Source organism: Arthrobacter sp. NPDC057388 (genome assembly GCF_042668165.1).
GTDB lineage: Bacteria > Actinomycetota > Actinomycetes > Actinomycetales > Micrococcaceae > Arthrobacter.
In genome coordinates this window covers 1-16,345 of sequence record NZ_JBHVBL010000024.1, presented here as the reverse complement: position 1 = coordinate 16,345, position 16,345 = coordinate 1, and the positions used below count along the sequence as shown (strand labels likewise).

The window sequence follows — 16,345 nt, the reverse complement described above, 5'->3', positions numbered from 1 at the left end:
ACAGGCTAGACGCCTCCTAATACCGGGTTCGTAGATGTCGAGCCTGTCGACCCGCCGAAGGGACGGGTTGCGCCGATCACCGGTGCGCTGCACCCAGGATGTCGTGCTTGAGACACTTCCGTCACGTCGATCCCCGCTATGCGATAATATCTTTACAACCAAGTTACGGGACTCGAACCCCTTCGTTGGCAAACGACTGGCGGTGTCTCTTTTCTCTTCATTACAGAGGATCGCTGATGCCTGCCTTCATTTCGACTCTTGTCGAGCCTATCCGGTTTTTCGCGCGCCTGCGCCGGCCTTCCGGCCGCCACGAGAACCAGCCTGTGCGCTTCGACCAGGACCACCATCAGTTCGACGCTTTCGACTGGCCTTCTGAGACCACCCTTGAGGCCCTCGGCAACGCCATTGCCGCAGCATGCGGCCTCGGAATCGTGATCAGGCCCATCCCTGACGAAATGCGCCACCATGAGGTCAGCGGGCTCACCACCGTCATTGGACGAGTGGCCCACGTCTTCTACGACCCTGAACTCCCGCCCCTCAACAAGGAGCAGACGATCCTTCACGAGTACGCCCACATCCTGCACGGCGACGTCCGCGCCGACACCGACTGCACACACCTGCGCAGCATGTTCGACAACCCCGTGGAAAAGCGCGCCGAGACCACCGGCATGCGCCTGATGGAGGCCCTGCACCGTCGGCGGCGGACATCCGAGGAACACAGCGAGGTGCTCGCCTTCCTGTCCGGATCAAACGAGGACGGTGAGATCTGATGACTGAAATCATCATTGTCGGTATCACCATGAGCCTGATCATCATCGTCTCAGCCCTTTATCAAGGCCGTCGACGCCGGGTCAACCTTCTCAGGGTCACCTGTATCGCGCTCTTCATCGCCACGGTCTGCCGCGGAATGGAGCCTCCCATCGACGGGCCGGCCATCGACCTCCTCAAGCGCCTGGCCATCCTGGCCGCCCAGGTATCCGTGGTTCTGCTGATTCTCACCTTCCGGGCGACTCCGCTGTCGCGACGGGCCATCCGGAACGTCTACTTCTTCGCCGGACTCATTGCCCTGGGCGAAACCGCACTGGTGTGGTTCATCCCCCTCCAGGCTGACGGCACCATCTACGACCGTGTCGACATCGACGACGCCCTTGCCCACGGTCAGGCCATGGCCCTGATCTCCTACAACTTCCTGTACCTCTCTGCATTCGCCGCGGCAACTGCCGTAGTTGCCGTCGGCTGCTGGCGGACGATGACGCAGAAGAACCAACCCTTCTCGGCCCGCCTTCCGGTTGCCTTCGTCTTTACCGGAGCCATCGGATCTGCCCTGTTCATCGGCTCATCACTCCTGGACCTCTTTGGCAGTCCGGTCGTCGGCGGAACTAAACTGAGGACACAGCTCCTCGTCACCGTTGTCAGCTTCTTCTTCATGGGACTCGCAACGGGGGTCATCCGCCGCATCAGCATAGAAACACAGTTGAGGCTCGCGCTCCGCCTCGCGCACGAGGTCGTGGTGCCTCTGTGGCGAACGACCACCACCCTTCACCCCGACGTGAAGCTTCCGCCCGAAGACCGGCAGGACTTCGATCAGCTGATGACACTCTCAAGGCTCACCATCGAGACCCACGACGCGCTCAGACTCATCCGCGAGGACCACGACCCCGCACTCGAACCCCTGCACAGGCAGCACCCCGAGGATCCACATCTGTCAGCGGGACTGGTCCGCCATCTCAGCGGAGAGAACGCCGTGCCCGCCCTCGGGTGGTTCACACTGGCTCTGAGCCGGCTCCGCACGCTCAAGCTGAAAGACGACGAAACCCTGTCCGCCTCTGTGCAGAGCCTCTACGAGATCCGTGTAGCGATGAGTGCGATGAATGGGACGGAAAAGCCATGACCGGGAACGGAATGGAAATCCGCATCCCCGCGACCGACGATCCTGCGACCCGGGCCGCCAGGATCCTTAGTGACCTGTTCGCGCCCGCTGTGTCCGTGTTCCTCATCTGCGTCCTTTGCGGCGTCACAGGTCACCCGGATACCTGGGCTGGTCTCGGATGGGGCATCCTGATCGGCTCCTTCTGCGCAGTGATCCCGACGGCAGCCATCCATGTCGCCGTGCAGCGCGAGCAGCTCACCGACCGGCATGTGACCCGGCGGGATCAGCGCTGGTGGGTTTTCCTGGTCTGCGTGGCGTCTGTGCTTGGCGGCATGGCAACGGCGGTGCTGCTGGATGCGCCGCGCCCGCTGCTGTGGATCCTGCCAACGATGGTCGCCGGGCTCGTCCTCGCCGGGGGAGTGACTCTCCTGGGACCGAAAGTCTCCATGCACGCGTTCTGCTTCACCTCCCTCATCGTCCTCGCGGCAATGCTGCTCTCGCCCTGGTGGCTGCTCGCCCTCCCAGCCCTGCTGCCGGTGGTCGCCTTCGCCCGGCTGAAGCTGAAGCACCACACACGCCTTGAGCTCGCACTTGGATCCGGCCTGGCGGCCGCCGTAATGCTTGGAGCCAGTGCGTTCATGCCCGCCGCTGGTTAGGGCTGGCTGCTGCTCCGGCGCAACCGGCAATCTGCCGATGCCACCGCATTGGAAGATCTTCCACTAGTATGAAGGTGTCGTCGCGTGCACCGTTCGCCTCGATGACTTCATGTCTGAAATCACGAGGAGGATTCAGCTCCGTGACCATCGCCCAGCGACTAGAACGCTTGTTCGCGGAAACGGCGGGACCACACGGTCGCCCCGTCACCCTGCAGGAAATCGTCCAGAGGATGGAGCAGCGCGGCATCTCTTCGATGTCGCTCAGCTACCTGCAGCAACTGCGCAAGGGGGAAGCCCATAATCCCCGCCTGCAGCACCTCAGAGCTCTGGCCGACGCCTTCGACGTCCCACTGTCCTACTTCCTGGAGGAGGACGAACCGGACAGCGCCACCGAAAAGGAGCTGACCCCGCAGGAGCGCACCATCGCCCTGCGTGTGCACGGGCTCAGTGACGGCGCGCTGGCCAGCATCCGGGCGATTGTGGAGCTGGCGCGCAAGAGCGAGCAACTCGACGACCCGCCCAAGGGTCCTGACACCACTCAAGGCTGATCCCGCCGCGGGGTCTCGTTGCCCTGCGGACATCGTCCTCGTGCCGGCGCTTGGTATGTGAGTGGAATCTTTTCCACTCGTGTGGCAGGATGGGAACCACAGCCCGGCGATTCCGTACATCGTGATGTCCCGTCGGACGAAGGTGATCACGCCCGTGAAGGAGCATCAGATGGTCGAAATGCAGCCCCCCTCCGACGAGTTCCACGGATTCGACGAAGCCCGGTCGATCATGTGGTGCTACGAGGCGCGCTCACGCACCCACGCCCGTCTGAGCCAGACAGACTTCCTCGCCAACGACGCGGTGGCCGCCGTACATGTCGAGAACACCTCCCGCGCCGATCGCGTCTTCCTCACAGGCTTCGACCGTTCCGGCCGGCTGTTGTTCGGTGACACGCTCTACATCGACGACCCGACACAGCGACTCGACGTCACGCCCGAGTTCGACCATGACTTCACCGGCCTGGCCGTCACCGCGGGGTCAGAACTCGAAGAAGCCATCGAACGCGAGAACGGCTGGGTGGTCAACCTGGATGCCCTGCGCGACTACGACCCGCTGGAGGACCGCCGGACCACGCAGCGCGCGGTGCTCCTGGCGCACCTCGGAGACATGATGGCCAGCGGCCAGGCCCGGGGCTTCCTGTTTGGCAAGCATGACGCTGCCGAAGATCCCGGTGAGGCCGGTACCGACGCCGCCTGAGAGCGACGCAACACTTCTTCTGGCGTTCGATCGACCCCGCCCGGCTTCGGCCGAGGCGGGGTCTTTTGCGTCCCGGGGGAATCGGTGGAAAGACCGTGGACCGGCTCACGCCGGTCCCGGGGGTCGTTCCGTGGTGGTCGCAGCCGCGCGGTGAGCGGCGCGGCCACCGTTACCGAATCGTCTGTTCTTGAGAGCCTCGACCCACAGGAGTAGCCCATGACCGTCCCTCTCCGCGCAGCCCAGCTGCCAGTCAAGTACGAGCGACTGCGTGAAACCCATCGAGCCGGTCAGACCATTTACGAAGTCCCTGGATCGGGACTGTACAGGGTTCTCGAGCTCAACGGCGGCGAATTCACCGTCGAAACGCTCACACAGCTTGGGTGGACGACCCTTATCAAGCTCGATGCGCAGGATAAAGCCTCCACAGGCCTTGAGGCCATGCAGATCTGGCTCGACATCCAGACGCCCGCCCGCAACGTCCGGCAAAAAGAAGGGAGCGAAGGCGATGACTGATGCAAGCGCCGCCATCAAGGATGCCGCCGAAGAAGCCGCCAATAGCGTCATCAGCGCCCACGGTATCGCCGTAGACGACGACGAAAGCTGCTTTGAGGCACTCTGCTGGGCATTGGGTGCGGACGTGCCCTACGAAAAAGGCCTTCTCCAGTTTGCCCAGGCAATTGTCGACGGCTTTGACCTGAGCGGACTCGTCGAGGCGAAGATCGAGCTGCTCGGCGAATACAAGCTCGACTATCCCCAGGACTACGAGCCGGACGACGTCACCAGCATGCAGGAAGAGCTGCTGCGGCTGCGGTCGCTGCAGCAGATGCTTGCAGAACCCGCCGGTTGACCGTTTCCGGACACAGCAAGAGGCCCGGGCAACGCTGACCTTCAGCGCTGTCCGGGCCCCAGGCCTGTGCTCACGCCGTGGGTGGAATGAGCAGAGAAGCTCCGGCATAGATGAGATTCGGATCCTGGATCCGGTTCTCCTCGACCAGGGTCCCGATCGGCACTCCGGTCTCCGCCGAGATCTCCGTGAGGGTGTCACCCCACTGGATCACGTACACCCGCGGCTGAGGCTTCGGCTCGGGGACCTGTGCCGGCTTGTCTTCGTCACCCTTGCCCGACGCTGAGGTACCCGAACCCTGACCGTTTGTGGACCCCCCGTCGCCGGCCTTGTCCTCGAAGGCGTCCGGGACCCCGTTGCGGTCCCGGTCCGGCAGGGTCACCGTCACGGTGCCCTCCTCGTGCTGGGAAGTTGCCGCAGCATTGCCCGCCGGGTTCCGGTCAGCAGTGAGGAGCTGCGTCGCGCCCCAGCCTGCGAACAGCAGCGCCCCGCCGGCCATCAGCCCAGCCGCCAGTACCGGTCCACCGCCATACCCGAGAGGCCCCAGCCGGTCCCTCCGCTGCACCGCCACCCGGGCCGGGGGAGCCGCATCAGCGACCTTCTCCTCGGGCCTGTGCATCGTATCCGTCATTCCTGTCCCTCTCTATCTTGCTCGTCATTTCCGACCATTCGAGTCCTCATGCACATTCTACTCGTAGTCCAGTGCATCTTGATAGAATAGGAGAAGGAATGGACGAGTCATAGATCAGTCCGACAGGCCGCCACGAACCATCGAATCACTCAACAGAAGGAACCCACCGCCATGGCCAACTACGCCATCTCCGCCAACCAGCTCACCGAAGGCACCAGCGTCTTCATCCGCGGCAAGCTCGCCTTCGCCCGGCTGACGAGCCTCATCGAGGGGGCCGCCCTCGCCGCCAGCGACCAGCGCAAGGTCCAGAACGGCATGAGCCCCGTGGGCAAGCCGCACACCACTGCGACGATCACCGAGGCCGAAGTGCAGTTCGCCGACCCGGCGAACCCCACGGTCGAAGAGCAGTTCGTCTCTGAGCGCCGCTACACCTCGAAGAAGAACCCGGCCTCGGGCGCGAACTACTCGATCGATTCCAAGGGAACGAACCTGCCGATCATCGCGATCCCGTCCGAGAAGGGCGATGGCACCTACGACCAGGACACCTCCGGTCAGGAGCTGGCCCAGGGCCTGGATGTGACGCTCGTGCTGCGCGTCTACAAGCCGAAGAACTTCGCCAACCGCGGCCTTTCCCTCGACCAGGTGATCGTGCACGAGACCCCGCGCTACTACAACGCCGGTGGCGTTGCCAGCGGCGAGCTCGCGGCCCGCGGCATCGTCTTCAACACCCCGCCCCGCGCGGTCCAGGCCCAGCCGGGCACGGAGTCCGCCTTCGGCAACGGCGAGGAGCCGGTCGCCACCGAGGTCGAGGACGGCTTGTCCTTCCCGGCCCCGCAGCCCGCCGTTGCGGCTCCAGTCGCAGCACCGGCTCCGGCCCAGGTGCACACGCAGGTTGCCACCGCACCGGTCGCAGTGCTTCCGGAGGCTCCCGCGGCTCCGGTTCCCGCCCCGGTCCCCGCGGTGCAGCCGCAGCAGGAGACGCCCGAGCAGAAGCTCGCCCGCCTCGAGCGTGAGAACGCCGAGTTGAAGAATGCGGGCTCGGCCGTGGGTGCTCCCGCCGGTCAGGGCCCGTGGGGCGGTTCCGGCGATGCCCAGCAGGCCGGGATCACCTACTAGGGCTGATCCAAGGCCGACCCGACCGACCGAACCCCAGCGAGACCCCCGTGCAGGCATCCACGCCGTACGGGGGTCTCGTCTTTCAGAGCCGCGGTGCAACGCGGCTCTGCTTTCATCCGCTCCCGACAAGAAGGCATTGATGTGACCGCCGTCGATCCCCGCGCGATCTTCCCCAGCTTCTACGACAACCCCGCGATCCGCGCCCTGGCGACCGCCTGCCGCTGGACCATCTCAGGCAGGCTCGGCGAGCTCGACGATGAAGACACCGGCCGCAAGGCACCTATTGACGTCCGACACTTGCTCGACGGCTGCAATGCGGGCTGCCGCCATGCAGGGCCCCTGCGCGGAGCGTTCGCCCTGGACGCGACCTGCCTGCTCACCCTCGACCAGCTCGCCGACACACTGCCGAACGCGGCGAACGCGGCGTTCTACCTCCAGGCACCCTCGGACGGCCTGGTGGTAATCGACGTGGAACCCGGCTGCCCGGCAGACGTGGCCGCGGAGATTCTGCGCCTGCCCGGAATCCTGTACTCGGAGCTGTCGATGTCGGGCCGGGGCTTCCACCTGGTCGCCCCGCTGCCCGCCAACCTCCACGACTTCCCGATCGCCGCTGACAAGCGCGTCCTGCGCGAAGAACACGGCTGGTACGAGATCCTTCTGGACCACTGGTGCACCTTCACCCGCAATCCGGTGCCGCAGCCCATCGTCGAACACGTTGCAGCACGGCCGTCCTCGGGCTGGTTCTCCTCGGTAGAGGACCTGTACGCGGAGCTGGCAGCGAAGGCCAAGCCGAGTATCAGCATCCCCTCTACCGCTGTCGGCACCGACGGCGAAATGCCCGACATCCCGTACGCCGAGGCCATCGTCGAGCAGACACTGGCCGGCTCCCGCGACCGGCTGAAGACACCCGAGGACTTCGACAACGACCGCTCCCGCTGGGAGTTCTCGGTGCTCGGCGTGCTCTACACCGGCATGCAGCTGCCGTTGCGCACCTACCGGTCCTTCGGCGCGCAGTTCTCTTCCGGTGACGAGGCCTGGCTGCTGTACAAGACCTCACTTGCGGTCATCGAGCCGCGGCCCAAGCACGCCCAGATGCGCAACGGCAGGCCCTTCCTGCTGGACCGTGCTGCGGCTCTCGTAGCGGCACGGGAGGCCACCGCCGAAGCGGGGTGACCTCCTGGGTTGCCCATCGGTTTGGCGGTGGAACAAAGACTGGATCGGGCGGAGCCCGATCGGGGATGGAGAGGCGGTGGGCTTCTGAGCCCGACCGCCCCGTCACCGGGCCTTGAGGCCCTGCTTCCGACATGTCCCGTACGGCTCTCAGCCCTGCCGTGGGTCCGTCTCCCGTCTCACCTGCTCACAGCTCACCCACGACCAGAAAGACATTCCCATGAAGTTCAACGACACCCTGACGACACTGATCCAGCAGTCCCTCGAGGTCGGGGCCACGCCCGCACTCATGGGCGAGCCTGGCATCGGCAAGTCCTCGTTCGTCGAGGCCCTCGCCTACTCGATGGGCACCAAAGCCTTCGTCCTGCCCTGCAACCAGCTCGCCGACAAGGCCGACCTCACCGGTGCGCGCCTGGTGCCGTACGAAAAGAGCGACGGGACACAGTCCTACAAGCAGGTCTTCTACCCGCACCAGGTCATCCAGGAGTGCATCGACTACGCGCTGGAGAATCCGCGCGAGTGGCCGATCCTCTTCCTCGACGAGATCAACCGCACGACCTCCGACGTGACTTCCGGCGCGCTCACCCTGGTGACCCTGCGACGCATGGGCCACATCGAACTGCCGGAGAATGTCCGCCTCGTCGTGGCGGGCAACGACAAGGGCAACGTCACGACCCTCGATGAGGCCTCGCTCTCGCGCTTTGCAATCTTCCACGTCGAGCCCGACGCAGCGACCCTGATGTCCGTCCTCGGCGACGCGCTGAACCCCTGGGTGAAGAAGGTCCTCACCCAGCACCCCGGACTCATCTTCCAGAAGTCGACGCCGAACGCCATCGTGGCCGACGGCCGCGACGACGACGACGACGGCAACGTCACCATGGCCGAACTCTTCGACGGCGGCGAGGAGATGAACCAGCTCACCACGCCGCGCACCATCGACCACCTCTCGCGGTGGCTGAACAGGGTCGACCGCCAGGAACTGGCAAGCCACCTCGCGACCCCGGTCCACATTGGCAGCCGCGAAACCTCACTGCTCAACGAGGCCATCGAGGCATTCACCGGCGACACCATGTTCACCACCCAGCTCGTGGCGGTCATCGCCGAAGACCTTGCCTCGAACTCGGGCGGCCCGGCACACAACCGTGTCAACGTGCCCAAGCCGAACTGCTACGCCACCCTCAAGTCCGCGGGCACGGTCACCGACCTCGCCGCGCAGATCTCGGGCCTGACCCAGAACGAGGTCTCCGGCTCGCTGCTCTACGCGATGAAGGAGAAGGAGGACAACTCCCGCCTCATCGAGCAGCTGGCCCAGGCGGCCGTCCAGATCGAACCGGAGCACACCCGTACCCTGTTCGAGCTGGTGACCACCGGGCAGTTCGACCGGCAGAACCTGGAGGCGTTCCTCGAGGTCGACTCGCCGATCGTGGCCGCGGTCAAGCCGTCCCTGTCGGCCTTCCTCTGAGCAGACCCGGCACCGGGTGGCGGGGGATGCCACCGGCTCCGTTCCGGAGCGTTCCCCGCCACCCCACGACACCCGTCGCCTCAGACCGCATTAGGAGACCACGATGACGATCACCGTCACGAACCAGAAGCCGGCGGTGCTCGACGCCCTGCACACGATCTCGTGCACGGGCGATTACGACCCCATGCCGGCCATCCAGAAGGTCCTGGTCGACCCGCTGCTGGAGCCGCTGAACCCCAGCGCTCCGGCCAGCATCGTCGACGGCTCGGGCCACGACATCACCGGCGACGTCCTGGACATCGTCATGCGCTGCCTCGGCGAAACGATGGACCCGGCCGCTGAGAAGAACGCCAAGGAGCTGCTCGGACAGACCCTGGTCAGCTATGACCAGGGCACGCCCCTGCCGGTGGGTGAGCTGTTCGCCGTCCAGGCCGGGCAGCAAAACAAGTGGCCCGCGCCGTCAGCCCGGGTCCTTTACTCAGCCCAGAACGATGTCATCCCCGCGGCCAAGGGTCTGCTCGCCGGCTCCGCCGACGAAAGCGCCTTCTTCGCCTCCGTCGCCTACACCTACCACCCGAACACCCTCGGCTTCTGGTTCCAGTCCTCTGCCGCCTTCGACGGCTTCAAGATCTGGCTGAGCCAGCAGGTGCAGGCGATGGCCGGCGCGAACGCCATGCCCGCAGACACCCTCCGGCTGCTCAACGACTTTGCCAATCTCTCGCTGAAGGGGCTGACCGAATCACTGCTGCTGCGCAAGGACGACTCCGACGGCAACGACGAGTTCTCCTTCGCCCGGCTGGTCATCCGCATGCTGATGACCTACGTCGACCAGCAGCGCAAGGCCGCTTCAACAGGCGCGGCCGCCCTCGACGCCGGCATCATGCCGTTTACCGTTGGGGAGCTGTTCTGCCCGCGGTCGGTGGTCCTGGTCAACGTCGAGGCCCACGCCCGCGCCACCGCCGCGAAAGTAACGGGGGAGTGGAACCTCATCAACCAGTCCCTCGCCTCGCCCGTGAAAGTCGTCTCCAACGCCGCTCTGTCCAAGCTGACCTCGCTCCCGCGGGCAGCTGCCAGGGCTGCCGCCATGGGCGCACGGCAGCAGCCGGGCCAGCCCGGCTCGCGTTCGGCCCAGGTGAAGTTCCGCAAGGCCCCGCCCACAAAGCTGGACCTGTTCAAGGACATCACGCATGCGCTCAAGCGCATGGGCAAGGTCAACAAGTCCCAGAACGTTTACAGGACGACGAAGACGACCTTCCTCAAGGCCAACCGCCGCAACCCGGATGACTTCAACAAGCCGGGCCGGATCACCTCGGTGCAGTACATGCCCGACCTGCACGTCTTCATCGACACCTCCGGGTCAATCTCCGAGGAGAACTACCAGGAGGCGGTGCTGATGCTCATCCGGATCGCCAAGAAGCTCAACGTCAACCTGTACTTCAACTCCTTCAGCCACATGCTCTCCCAGGAGACGCTGCTGAAGGTCGAGAACAAGTCGACGCGGCAGATCTGGCAGGAGTTCCGGAAGGTGCCCAAGGTCACCGGCGGCACCGAGTTCAAGCAGGTCTGGGATTACATCAACGCCTCCCCGGTACGGAAGCGCCGGCTGTCGCTGATGATCACCGACTTTGAGTGGTACCCACCCTCGAGGCGAGAAGAGCATCCGCCGAACCTCTACTATGCCCCGTGCTCGGCCATGGACTGGAAGTACATGGTCCGCTCCGCCGAGACGTACGCGAACGGTATGCAGCACATCGACCCGAGCATCCGGCAGAAGCTGCTGGGCATGGTCCTCTGACCCTGCCTTCGGCCACGGGGGGAGACGCCGACCGGCCTGACCGGCCGGCGTCTCCTCCTCCCTCACACCTACCCGTATCCACGCCAGGCACTCCGGCGCGCCCACCCAGCGCGCCGCCCGGCGAACCCCACCGAAGGAGGGACCCCGCGATGGGCCTCAACAACTTCACGTCAGGCTCCGACGACGACACCAACAGCGGCGGCACGCCCCCGAGCTTCCCGCCCATGGGCGGCATGCCCAGCCAGGCCAGCCAGCCCGGCGACGCCGTCAAGGAGCTCCTCGTCGACTACAACGAGAAGTTCAAGAACGCCGACCCGACGTTGTTCCGCGACGCGCTCATTGAGCAGGTCCTCTCCGTTCTGATCAGCCGGAACAAGCCGAACGTGCTCCTGAAGGGCTCCGCCGGCGTCGGCAAAACCCGCATCGTCGAGGACATCGCCCGCCGGATCGCCCTGGGCGACACCCTCATCCCTGATCAGCTCAAGGGCTTCACGGTCTACGAACTGCCGATCACCAACCTCGTCGCCGGCTCCGGCATCGTCGGGCAGCTGGAGGAGAAGGTCCAGTCCGTCATCGACTTCGCCTCGGACCCCAAGAACAAGGTCATCCTGTTCATGGACGAGATCCACCAGATCACCGGTGGATCCACCTCCCACACCGACTCGGTGTTGCGCAAGGTCTCGCAGGTGCTCAAGCCTGCCCTGGCCCGCGGCGACATGCGCGTCATCGGTGCCACCACCTCCACCGAGTCCCGGGCCTTCGACGACGACCCCGCCTTCGCGCGGCGCTTCACCCCGCTGATCGTCGACGAACTGACCGTCGAACAGACCCTCACGGTGCTTGGCAGCGTCCGGCCGGGCCTGGTGGCGCACTACCGCCACCAGATCGCGGTCTCCGACGACGTCCTGGCCGAGACCGTCCGGATCGCGGAGGAGAACTCCCGTGCCGGGCAGCACCGCCCCGACAGCGCCATCACGCTGCTGGACCGGGCAATGGCCGACCGTGTGCTGGAGCAGAAGAAGCTCATCGTCCAGGCCGAGGCCGCCGGGGACACGGCACTCGTGAACACCCTTCGGTCGATCCCGCAGGTGCCGCTGACCGCCAAGCGCGTCCTGGACGTCGCCAAGCGCCTGATGACCGGCAACGCCCAGCGCCCGGAGTTCGACGTCGCGACCCTCCGGGCAACCCTGCTGGGCCGCCTGCGCGGACAAGACGACGTGCTCGAGAATCTCGTGGACCGCCTGGCCCGCGAGGAGCTGGACCTGTTCCCGACCTCGACTCCGATGACCTGGATGCTCGCCGGGGCCTCGGGCGTGGGCAAGACCGAAACCGCGAAGATCATCGCCGAGCAGATGACCGGCACCGAGCCGATCATCCTGAACATGACGGAGTTCCACACTCCCTCGGACACCGCGAAGATCGTCGGGGCACCTCCGGGCTACGTCGGCTCGGACTCCAACCGCGAGCTGCCGTTCGACACGCTCGAGTCCAACCCCCACCGGGTGATCCTGCTCGACGAGTTCGAGAAGGCGGACAAGGCCGTGCAGAGGCTGTTCCTCTCGGCGTTCGACGAGGGCTACATCCGCAATGCCCACGGCAAGGTGCTGGACTTCTCCAAGGCGCTGGTGATCTGCACGACCAACGCCGCGCGGGAAGCCCTGAACCGCAAGCCGGTCGGCTTCGGCTCGGCCCCGCCGGCCGTCTCCCACCGGTCCCTGACCAAGGAGCTGGCGCAGTTCTTCGACGCGGAGCTGCTCGGGCGGTTCTCGCTCGTAGTGGGTTTCAACCCGGTCGACGAGCAGGCATACCGGGAGATCCTCGCGGCGGAGTACGACCGCCAGCGCGAGCGGATCCTGGACGCCAGGCCGCGCCTGGGCCAGGCCCTGCCCGCATCGATCCCCGACGACGAGCTGCATGCCGTCGCCGAGGAGACCTACGTCGATTCCCAGGGTGCGCGTCCGGCCGGCAAGGCTGTGCGCGTGTGGATCGAGGACCGGCTGCTCGCCGCCCAGGCAGCGCCGGTCCCGTCCGCACCACCTGCGGCCGCCGTCTCCGACGAGCCGGAAGCACTGTCCGTCGACTGATCCGGCACCACACTGCGTTCGAGCACCCCTGTCCCGGATACCCGGGGTGGGGGTGCTTGTGCGTGCGCGCATCGCGTTCCACCACAGGAAGCAAGGACGTCACTGCCATGACCATCACGACCACCAGCACCGCCACCATCCGTGCAGCACAGCCCGAAGACAGGAGCGAGCAGATCTGCGACGACGCACGGCTGCTGGTCTCCGCCCACTCCGAGGACGCGGCCGACTGCCGTGATCTCGTGCTCATGCTCGGCCTTGTCGAGGTGGACCCCTCGGGGTCCGTCACCAAGGCCAATCCCTGGAACGCCGAATGAAGGTGCTTCCCGCCGGGCCTACCCAAGAGGTGAGCCTGCGATGAACGACCGCGCGCCTGGGTAGCGCGCGGTGTCCGGGTGTGCGCGCGGCTGACGCCGCTGCGCCCGGATTCAGGGGCCTCACGGCCCCTGACGGGTGGGTTGAGAGGAGCGCGGGAGGGCTCGTCGCCAGAGGCGAGCCCTCCCGCTCTCATGCCCGCGCCCGTGACCCAAACGCTCGTCTACGAGCATTCGATTGACCATTCGTCTCCTGTGAGAATGGTCTATGCGGCTCCCATTCGATAAACCCTCTCGACCTGCCTACTGATTCGTTCGAAGAAAGACGACACCATGCCTATCCTGCTTGACGACATCGACCTTTCCGCAGCCGCCGTCGCTGCCCAGAAGACCGTCGACCCGAAGTTCTTCTCCTCTCGTCTGACCGGGTCCGGCAAGAAGACCGGCCTGCTCAACGAGAGCCTGCGGCCGATCAACACTGCGACCAACACCGCCTACGCGGTGGACCGCGACATCGAGGTCAAGCAGAGCTCGACCCACCACGACATCACCACCGCGCTGGTGCCGCTTGCCCCGATCACACGCCGCTCCCTGCTTTCGGGCGGCTCGTTCACGCTCCCGGTGCCACATGTCGATGACCGCTTCGAGCTCGACCTTCCGACGCCGGCCAACTCCTGGGACGTGCACTTCGACATGACCCCCCAGGCCCTGACCGTCTACGAGGACAAAGCCGGCGACAAGATCCGCCGCGACCTGGTGATCCAGTACCGCCTGGAGCTCTACTTCCTCAAGCAGGGCGTGGCCGAGCCCGAGCGCGCCGTCTCGGTGTCCCGCTCCGTCGGCTACGGCAACCACGACGCAGCTGTGTTCCTGCAGTGGGACACCAGCCCTGCCGAGAACGCCCGTGAGTTCATCGAAGATGTGCTCTCGGCCGCAGGGTTGAGTGCCACCAACCTCGACAAGCTCGCCGACTGGATGGATGAGTACCCGATCTACGAGCGCATCACGCGCCTGGCCCGGATCTGGGACTCCGAGGCCATCTCGGATACGGTCTGCCAGTACGTGCAGGACATGCCGGCCAGCCCCACCGAGGAGCAGCTGAACATGCTCGCGGTGCAGCTGCGCTACCTGGAGAATTACAACGTCCCGCTGGAGGCGTACCGCCGGATCCACCAGCAGCTGGACACTACATTCTCCGCGCCGATCGCGGCGAAGCTGTCCAAGCAGAACCTCAGCCTGCTGATGAACCACACCCTCGACCACCTGGAGCGGATGAAGGGCCAGCTCATCACGCCGCCTCAGCCGGCCACGGCCGCGGTGTTCCCGCCGCACCTGTCCAAGCAGCAGCTCGACGCACTCAGCACACACGAGCCGCTGGTGATGACGCAGGCCGGCGCGGGTACGGGCAAATCGACCGTGATCCTCGAGCGCATCAAGTACCTCGAGACCTGCGGGGTGCCCGCCAGCGACATCACCGTGCTGTCGTTCACCAACGCAGCAGCTGACAACATCACGGAGAAGAACCCGAACGTCGGCTCGATGACGATCGCCAAGATGATCATCGACATCTACTCGATGAACCACCCGACCCACAAGGTTTCGGCCATCGACACGATCATCAACTCGATCGACATCTTCTACCCGAACAGCCAGTTCGCGGCGACGTTCCGCCACCGCCTGCTGGAGGTTGACCAGAACAAGACCGGCGCGTTCACGGCCCTGAACACCTTCGTCGAGAACCACTTCGACGAGGTGATCGCGCTGCTCGACCGCATCGAGCAGACCTCGCTGGAGCTGCAGATCATCATCTGCTACCAGAAGATCGACGACATGTCCGAGCCTGCCCACGTGCAGAGCAAGTACCTGATCATCGACGAGGTCCAGGACAACTCGGTTTTCGAGTTCATCTACGTGCTGAAGTACATCACCAAGCACGCACAGTCGCTGTTCATCGTCGGCGACGCCAGCCAGACGCTGTACGAGTTCCGCTCGGCCAACCCTAGGGCTCTCAACACGCTGGAGGGCTCGGGGGTCTTCGCGACCTTCCGGCTCACGACGAACTACCGGAGCAACCAGGAGATCCTGGACTTTGCAAACGTCGTGCTTGGCGGCCTGGAGACCAACCAGTTCGCCAACATCCAGCTGCAGGCCAACTCGCTGGCGGTGCCCACGGCCGACTCCTTCCAGGAGAAGGTCACCCTCGACTACCACGAGGTGGCGCGCCTGACCGGCTTCATCGCCAACGACCTGCAGCCGATCGTGCGCAACACGGTGATCCCGGCGTACGTGCAGGCCTGCCTCGACCGCGGCGAGCAGGTGGCCTTCCTGGCCTACGCCCGCCGTGAGGTGGCGCTGATCCAGGAGGTGCTCGAGAAGGCCTACCCGAACAGGCACGTGGCCTCGCTCGTCAGCGACCGCGTCTACGCCACGGACATCTTCTCGAAGTACATCAAGTTCTTCTGGAACGATGTCCTGCAGGTCCAGCCGGCCAACGCCTCGTTCGTGGTCTCCCAGGGGATCAAGGACAACATGGGCAAGCTGACGAAGAATGCCGGAAACGTCAACGTCGAGAAGGCGATCCTGCGCACCATCTCCGAATGGTGGGTCGAGAACAGCGCCACGATCAACGGCTGGGTCGCCCTGTGCAACCAGGGCAGCCTGCCTGCGAACGTGTTCTTCGACCGGCTCCGCGACAACCTCCTGTCCTTCGAAATCTCGCGCAACCAGCAGAAGCTGAATGTGAACAAGCAGAAGAACCAGGAGCGCAAGCGGAAGAACCTCGAGTCCAAGGCCGATCTCGTCGTCTCGACGATCCACGGTGCAAAGGGCCTCGAGTTCGACAACGTCGTCGTCCTGTACAAGGAGGACGCGAAGATGACCCAGGACACCAAGCGGATGTTCTACGTCGCGTTCACGCGCGCCATGAAGAGCCAGTACGTGCTCTCCTACGGCACGGCGAAGAACCCGCCGATCCAGAGCAGCTACGAGCAGATCGTCAACGCCCTCACCGAGCGTGACGAGAAGAACGCGCAGCGCGCTGCGGGCATCGACCCGACCCTTCTGATCGACGACGAGGACGCCGGTACCGCCGGCGACCAGCAGCAGATCGCAGAAGCCGTCTGACCCACGGCACCGGCGCGGGCGCTCCACCTCCACAAGAG

Annotated in this window: 15 protein-coding genes; 14 read left to right on the top strand and 1 reads right to left on the bottom strand. The window is 65.2% G+C overall.

What is annotated here, in order from left to right; translation table 11 throughout:
- Positions 1-236 precede the first annotated feature (236 nt).
- The 7 genes from ACFUTU_RS12705 to ACFUTU_RS12675 all read left to right on the top strand — a co-directional run bounded on the left by ACFUTU_RS12705 (position 237) and on the right by ACFUTU_RS12675 (position 4,618).
- Positions 237-770, top strand: coding sequence for a hypothetical protein (locus tag ACFUTU_RS12705; RefSeq protein ID WP_377964740.1), 534 nt, complete (start codon positions 237-239; stop codon positions 768-770).
- Positions 770-1,891 (top strand): hypothetical protein, encoded by a 1,122-nt coding sequence (locus ACFUTU_RS12700; RefSeq protein WP_377964738.1) that lies wholly within the window; start codon positions 770-772, stop codon positions 1,889-1,891. The genes ACFUTU_RS12705 and ACFUTU_RS12700 overlap by 1 nt, the downstream gene beginning before the upstream one ends.
- Positions 1,888-2,526 carry a hypothetical protein gene (locus ACFUTU_RS12695; protein WP_377964736.1) on the top strand — a complete coding sequence of 213 codons (639 nt, stop codon included), beginning with the start codon at positions 1,888-1,890 and terminating at the stop codon, positions 2,524-2,526. Before ACFUTU_RS12700 ends, ACFUTU_RS12695 begins: the two co-directional genes overlap by 4 nt.
- Before the next feature lie 140 nt (positions 2,527-2,666).
- Complete coding sequence (locus tag ACFUTU_RS12690) at positions 2,667-3,074, top strand: hypothetical protein (RefSeq protein WP_314191950.1); 408 nt, start codon at positions 2,667-2,669, stop codon at positions 3,072-3,074.
- A 169-nt stretch (positions 3,075-3,243) separates the two neighbouring features.
- Positions 3,244-3,771, top strand: a complete 528-nt coding sequence (locus ACFUTU_RS12685; RefSeq protein ID WP_377964734.1) for a hypothetical protein — start codon at positions 3,244-3,246, stop codon at positions 3,769-3,771.
- 216 nt (positions 3,772-3,987) lie between these two features.
- On the top strand, positions 3,988-4,284 hold the full coding sequence (locus ACFUTU_RS12680; RefSeq protein ID WP_377964732.1) for a hypothetical protein: 297 nt from the start codon (positions 3,988-3,990) through the stop codon (positions 4,282-4,284).
- A complete protein-coding gene (locus ACFUTU_RS12675) occupies positions 4,277-4,618 on the top strand; it encodes a hypothetical protein (protein ID WP_377964730.1) in 342 nt (113 codons plus the stop codon). The genes ACFUTU_RS12680 and ACFUTU_RS12675 overlap by 8 nt, the downstream gene beginning before the upstream one ends.
- A gap of 70 nt (positions 4,619-4,688) precedes the next feature.
- On the opposite strand, the gene ACFUTU_RS12670 is transcribed toward ACFUTU_RS12675, so the two are convergent.
- On the bottom strand, positions 4,689-5,246 hold the full coding sequence (locus ACFUTU_RS12670) for a LysM peptidoglycan-binding domain-containing protein (RefSeq protein ID WP_377964728.1): 558 nt from the start codon (positions 5,244-5,246) through the stop codon (positions 4,689-4,691).
- Between the two features lie 171 nt (positions 5,247-5,417).
- Here ACFUTU_RS12670 and ACFUTU_RS12665 point away from each other — a divergent pair, with 171 nt between their 5' ends.
- The 7 genes from ACFUTU_RS12665 (at position 5,418) to ACFUTU_RS12635 (ending at position 16,307) form a co-directional block, all read left to right on the top strand.
- Positions 5,418-6,362, top strand: coding sequence for a hypothetical protein (locus ACFUTU_RS12665; RefSeq protein WP_377964726.1), 945 nt, complete (start codon positions 5,418-5,420; stop codon positions 6,360-6,362).
- A gap of 141 nt (positions 6,363-6,503) precedes the next feature.
- Positions 6,504-7,535 carry a hypothetical protein gene (locus ACFUTU_RS12660; RefSeq protein ID WP_377964724.1) on the top strand — a complete coding sequence of 344 codons (1,032 nt, stop codon included), beginning with the start codon at positions 6,504-6,506 and terminating at the stop codon, positions 7,533-7,535.
- Positions 7,536-7,752: 217 nt separating this feature from the next.
- Positions 7,753-8,994: an AAA family ATPase gene (locus ACFUTU_RS12655; protein WP_377964722.1), complete on the top strand. Its 1,242-nt coding sequence runs from the start codon at positions 7,753-7,755 to the stop codon at positions 8,992-8,994.
- Between the two features lie 103 nt (positions 8,995-9,097).
- Positions 9,098-10,789, top strand: a complete 1,692-nt coding sequence (locus ACFUTU_RS12650; RefSeq protein ID WP_377964720.1) for a hypothetical protein — start codon at positions 9,098-9,100, stop codon at positions 10,787-10,789.
- A 149-nt stretch (positions 10,790-10,938) separates the two neighbouring features.
- A complete protein-coding gene (locus ACFUTU_RS12645; protein WP_377964718.1) occupies positions 10,939-12,873 on the top strand; it encodes an AAA family ATPase in 1,935 nt (644 codons plus the stop codon).
- A gap of 107 nt (positions 12,874-12,980) precedes the next feature.
- Entirely contained in the window at positions 12,981-13,187 is a 207-nt protein-coding gene (locus ACFUTU_RS12640; protein WP_377964716.1) for a hypothetical protein, read from the top strand.
- Between the two features lie 330 nt (positions 13,188-13,517).
- A complete protein-coding gene (locus ACFUTU_RS12635) occupies positions 13,518-16,307 on the top strand; it encodes an AAA family ATPase (protein WP_377964714.1) in 2,790 nt (929 codons plus the stop codon).
- Positions 16,308-16,345 lie beyond the last annotated feature (38 nt).